Source organism: Bacillus sp. JJ1764 (genome assembly GCF_036962145.1).
Lineage (GTDB): Bacteria > Bacillota > Bacilli > Bacillales > Cytobacillaceae > Neobacillus.
Genome location: NZ_JBALNY010000114.1, coordinates 10,406 through 15,228 on the forward strand (window position 1 = coordinate 10,406; position 4,823 = coordinate 15,228).

Sequence of the window (4,823 nt, forward strand, 5' to 3'; positions counted from 1 at the left end):
CCCTGCTCATACGCCTTAAAAATTGCTTTGTTCTCTCCTCTTTTGGCGCTTCAAAAATCAAACGGGGATCCCCTTCTTCGACAATTAGACCTTGTTCCATAAAAATCACATGATTTGAAACATCCCGGGCAAATCCGATTTCATGTGTTACTACAATCATCGTAACCCCCTCCTTTGCGATGGTTCGGATTACCTCAAGCACCTCACCAACAAGCTCAGGATCTAGTGCGGATGTCGGTTCATCAAATAGGATGACTTCAGGATTCAGGGCCAGTGCCCTTGCAATTCCAACCCTTTGCTGCTGGCCGCCAGATAACTGACTTGGATAGAAATCCAGCTTCTCCTCCAGTCCAACCTTTTTCAAAACCTCAATACTTTTGATTCGTGCCTGTTGTTTAGGCTGTTTGTGAACAAATACAAGACCTTCCATTACATTTTCCAGAACGGTCTTATGTTTGAACAAATTATAATGTTGAAACACCATGGCTGTTTTCTTTCGCAGCTGATGGATTTTTTTCTCTTCGGCTTCAGCATAGTCCATTTCAAACTCACCGATTCTAACCTTACCGGAATTTGGCTTTTCTAAATAATTTAAGCAGCGCAGTAATGTGGTTTTTCCAGATCCGCTAGGGCCAAGGATCACAACCACTTCACCTTTATTTATGGTTAAACTGATATCCCGCAAAACCTCCAGTTCACCAAATGATTTCGAGATATTCTTAAGCTCAATCATGCGACACCTCCCCTTGTAAATCGGTTAATCCGAGCTTCAAATAGCCCACTAATCCGCTCAATTAAAATTGTCAAACCCCAATAGATTACGGCTGCTGCTATATAGGATTCGAAAAATTTCCAATTACTTGAAGCAACGATCTGTGCTTTTGCATTAATATCCACTACAGACAAGGCAAATACCAAGGTCGTTCCATGAAGCATCCCAATCAAAAGGTTCGAAAGATTTGGTACGCTCGCAGCTAAAGCTTGTGGAAAAACAATTCGTATTAAGGCTTTAGGAGTAGTCATACCAATGGAATAGGCTGCCTCCAGTTGCCCTTTATCCACCGCTAACAGACCTGAACGAATAACTTCAGAAAGGTATGCCCCTGCAGTGATCGATAAGGATAAGAATGCAAAATCTATCAACGGTATGATTGAAGAAGTAAATGTCCAGCCAAAAAAAGGAACTAACACATCAATGATCGTAGTGATGCCAAAATAGATTAGTAATAGATGTGTAAGCATCGGCGTCCCTCGAATAAACACGACATAGATTTTTGCAATTGTGCCTAAAACGGGGATCTCAAAGAACCGAACCAAAGCTACGATCGTTCCGATTATAAAACCTACAAAAACAGAAACGGCAGTTAATACTAAGGTAACAGGCAGTGCCGAAAACAAACTGAAAAATGCTGTCACGATAAAACCAGGATCAAGTTTCATAACCGTGAACCTCCCTTCTGCAGCTTAAATTTAGGCTGAATTAAATCAACTAACAGTCTCTTTCTTCCAAACTGTTTCTTACCCCATTCACTCCCCGTTTCATACTTCAGTAATCGCCTTTCAGCCATTGCAAAAATTTTCTCTAACACGAGGCTGATAACGAGATAGATCAGAGCAAGTGCAATATAGGTTTCAATAAAGTGTTGCGTGACTTGAGCCAAAGTTTGGGCTTTACCAGTGACTTCTACAACTCCCAGGGTGAAGGCCAAAGAAGTGTCCTTCAAATTAGCAATCACAAGATTGGCGAAAACAGGAACCGCAATCGCTAATGCCTGAGGAATGACAACCCTTCTAAAGGCCTGGTACCCTGTCATTCCAACGGAGTATGCTGCTTCAACCTGCCCTCGATCAACGGATAGAACCGCGGTACGAATTGCTTCTGATAGAAAAGCTCCACTGTTAAGTGCATAAGTTAATATAACAAACGCTAAAACAGGTGCTTTGGAGACATCAATATCGACCAACAATAAAATTTGAGGAAGTCCATAATAGATTAAAAAAAGCTGTATTAAAATGGGCGTTCCGCGAAAAAATGAAATGTATACCTCAGAAAATCTTTTTAGAATCGGGACTTTATATAATCTTGGAAGAGCCGTAGCCATTCCAAAAACCAATCCAATAAGCATCGACAAAACTACGATGGTCAAGGTTGTATTTAAACACGCCAATAATTTGGGAATGTGCATAAACACATACGCTATATCAAATTTATTTCCCAATTTCTATTCTCCCTTTCAGATATCGGCTAACTTACTTTGTTGTGCCCAAATTTTTGGTATAGTCCTCTCCCAGCCATTTCTCGCTTAGTTTAGATAAGGTTCCATCAGCTGTAATTTGTTTTAAGGCCTGATCAACCTGATCCGCGAGTTGTTGCTCCTTAGGGTCATTCTTCCTAAAAACGAAATAGACACCGTTACTTGCAAGTGGTTCCCCCACAATTTTCAACTTCCCCTGAGGATCAATTAAGGAAAGTGAAAAATCTGCACCAAGTGTCGCATCCACACGACCCGTAGTGATTTGGCTGACAGTATCATTCGAAGCCCCGTTTGTATAAACAATTTGAATGGCATTGTTATGGGTTTTGTTATAGTTTTCTAGTAGAGTTGCTTCAGCTGATGTGGCAGAAGTTAATACTTTTTTACCCTTTAAATCATCAAGAGAATGAAAGGGCTGTTTATTTGTTTTAGAAACAATAATATAAGTTTTCCAAAAAGCATATGGAACTTTATTAAATAGGTATTTTTCAGAGCGATCTTTGTTTTTCTCCATTTCATTTGCAACCAAATCTATTTTATTTGTCTCTAAACTAAGAAGTAAGTTTGCGAAGTCCATTGTTTGGAAGTTGAACTGATAACCAGGTAGACGCGCATCAATTTCCTTGACTAATTGAATATCAAATCCGTTTAGTTTTCCGTTTGAATCCAAATAAGTTACTTGGGGGAAAGTACCACTTGTTCCTATCACAATTTGCTGAACCTTTTTGGAACTTTTGGTTTTACTAGCCTCAGAACTTGCATTACCTGTTGAAGATAAACTGCAGCCGCTGAAAATCAATAAACCAATAAGTACAAAACTAGCAATAAATGTTTTCTTCATTTTTAATTCTCCTCCAAATATGACTGTTTTTTTGTTTTCTTGCTATCTATGAAAATTTTTGATGATCATTTATATTGGTCATCTTGAAATAGGTAATTCCGACATTGCCTCACTTAATAAAACATATGACTTCAGGCGATCTTCGAAATTCTCAATTGGTGTAATAATAATCATCTCATCCAGATCAAACACATTTTGAATTTTTTGCAATTTTTCTCTTATCGTTTTTTTCGATCCAGCCAGAATGCTTGCCTCTTGGATTTCAATACGATAGTTTTCGTTTGCTTGTTTACCAAATAACTCTGCTTGTTCCAAGCTTCCAAGCGTTACAGTCTTTCCACGTTCAAGATGAACCTTGAAAATTTTTGAATTGGTCACAAGTTGCTTTGCCTCCTCATCGGTATCAGCAACAATCACGGAAAGAGCCAAAATAAAAGAGATGGGCTCTGTCTTTTTTCTCTCTTGCAGACGACTAAATACTTCAAATGCTTCTTCCAGTACTGTTTCATTGTTATTAATGAATTGGGCAAAGACAAAAGAGTACCCTAATTCACCTGCCAATTTTGCACTCGTTACACTTGCGCCCAATAAGAATAGCTCCGGAGGTTCTGGTGAAACCGGCTCTGCTCTCAATCCGTAAAAAGGATGGTGAGGTTCAAGGGAATCTGTGACAAACTTTTTAAGGTCAACCAGCTTCTCCCATAAATCCTTGTGGTTATCAAATCTCCCATCTTGTAGAGCCTTCGTTGATAGCGGAAGCCCTCCAGGAGCTTTCCCCACTCCCAAATCGACTCTTCCCGGTGCTAAAGAAGCCAAAACATTAAAGTTTTCTGCTACTTTATAAGGGCTGTAATGCTGCAACATCACTCCACCAGAGCCAATTCTAATTGTTTTGGTTTTTGCGAGAAGATGTGATATTAAAACTTCCGGTGAAGATCCAGCAAGCTTTTCAGAATTGTGATGCTCTGATACCCAAAAACGATGGTACCCTAAGCTTTCGGCCTTTTGTGCTAATTGAATCGTTTTATTCAGGGCAAGAACTGCTGTTTCCTGTTCTCCTATCAAGCTTTGGTCCAAAATACTAAGCCTTAATCCCATAAGATTTCCTCCTCAAAATAAAATGATATCCATTATTGTTCAGATATTAGTTTTTACACATTTTTTCAGTAATGGATTTCTACATTCCTTCCAAAAGTTACAAAGCATTCTGTTCCTATTCGTATGATTGATTTTATTGAACACCACTAGACATCACTCCAAAGTTCCAAATATGTTAAAGCTTTATTCCGCACACCATTCCTTGTTTGTTTATTGGCTTTCTGAAAAATTGTCATTTTACTCATTGTTATTGCTCCTTTTTCATCGAATATAAATAACCATTTTTCCTATTGGGAAACTATGATTTAAGACAACACTTCTTCAACCGACCCCATAGGGTAAAGAATATACAAAAAAGACCCCCGTTTATAACAGGAGCCTTTGGTGGACCAATTGGCATTTCCAATAGTTTGATTGTTCGATTATTATGTTTTTGATTTTAATTAAAAAAACCATTTATTTCAGCCCCAAACAATAATCAATAAGTTCTCCTACACCATATATTTAAAGGTGGGAGCAGTCGGTTGTCCGATAAGCATGATTAATGTAGTATTGTAGCTTAAAAAATATATTTGAATAAGTATTCCTTATAACTCACTTATCCAACTTGATTACTTGGTTTTAAACTT

Annotated in this window: 5 protein-coding genes; all 5 read right to left on the reverse strand. The window is 38.4% G+C overall.

What is annotated here, in order from left to right; all coding sequences use genetic code 11:
• A partial coding sequence (locus tag V7083_RS16060; protein WP_335479623.1) for an amino acid ABC transporter ATP-binding protein occupies positions 1-733 on the reverse strand: 733 nt, incomplete at its 3' end.
• A complete protein-coding gene (locus tag V7083_RS16065; protein WP_335479625.1) occupies positions 730-1,440 on the reverse strand; it encodes an amino acid ABC transporter permease in 711 nt (236 codons plus the stop codon). The genes V7083_RS16060 and V7083_RS16065, both read right to left, overlap by 4 nt.
• Positions 1,437-2,219: an amino acid ABC transporter permease gene (locus V7083_RS16070; RefSeq protein ID WP_335479627.1), complete on the reverse strand. Its 783-nt coding sequence runs from the start codon at positions 2,217-2,219 to the stop codon at positions 1,437-1,439. Before V7083_RS16070 ends, V7083_RS16065 begins: the two co-directional genes overlap by 4 nt.
• A gap of 31 nt (positions 2,220-2,250) precedes the next feature.
• Positions 2,251-3,096: a transporter substrate-binding domain-containing protein gene (locus V7083_RS16075; protein WP_335479629.1), complete on the reverse strand. Its 846-nt coding sequence runs from the start codon at positions 3,094-3,096 to the stop codon at positions 2,251-2,253.
• 78 nt (positions 3,097-3,174) lie between these two features.
• Positions 3,175-4,194 (reverse strand): LLM class flavin-dependent oxidoreductase, encoded by a 1,020-nt coding sequence (locus tag V7083_RS16080; protein ID WP_335479632.1) that lies wholly within the window; start codon positions 4,192-4,194, stop codon positions 3,175-3,177.
• Positions 4,195-4,823: the final 629 nt, after the last annotated feature.